The sequence below is a fragment of the Roseateles sp. P5_B10 genome (assembly GCF_056400485.1).
This window is the reverse complement of the sequence record NZ_JBFULE010001810.1, coordinates 1-503: the sequence shown is the minus strand read 5'-3', so window position 1 is coordinate 503 and position 503 is coordinate 1. Positions and strand designations below refer to the sequence as shown.

Here is a 503-nt window from a genome sequence, read left to right as displayed (position 1 = left end):
CGCATAGACGCCGGAGATCGCCAGACGATAAGGCTCACCGGCACGATGCGGCGATGGATCGGGCGAGCGCTCGGCTAATGCGCGCAGTTCATCGGAGACATCGGCGAGATGTGCCGCCATTGAAAGTTCCGCGCCCAGCGCGTGAAGCTCGTCGAGATAGAAGCTGAAGGCGCGCCTGCTCTGCAGCAKGATAGTGCCGCGCATGACATCCGCGGTGACGAAGGGATTGCCGTCGCGGTCGCCGCCGATCCAGCTGCCCATGCGCAAGAACGAGCCGAGCTCGGCCCCGCCGCCCTGCGCGCTCAGGCTGTCTTCCAGCGTGCAATGCAGCCGCGGCACCTCGCGCAAGAACGTGTAGTCGTAGAACGACAACCCGTTGGTGACCTCGTCGAGCACAGTCAGCTTGCTCCGGCGCAGCAGATTGGTCTGCCACAGCGTCACCACCGCGCGGCGCAACTGCTCCTCGGAGGCTTCGATCTCTTCCGCGGTAAGCTGCATGCGCT

General features: G+C 64.9%; 1 protein-coding gene. It reads right to left on the bottom strand.

All coding sequences use genetic code 11. The features are described 5' to 3' along the window. A partial coding sequence (locus AC1DU6_RS36030; RefSeq protein ID WP_477863484.1) for a phosphoenolpyruvate carboxylase occupies positions 1 to 503 on the bottom strand: 503 nt, incomplete at both ends.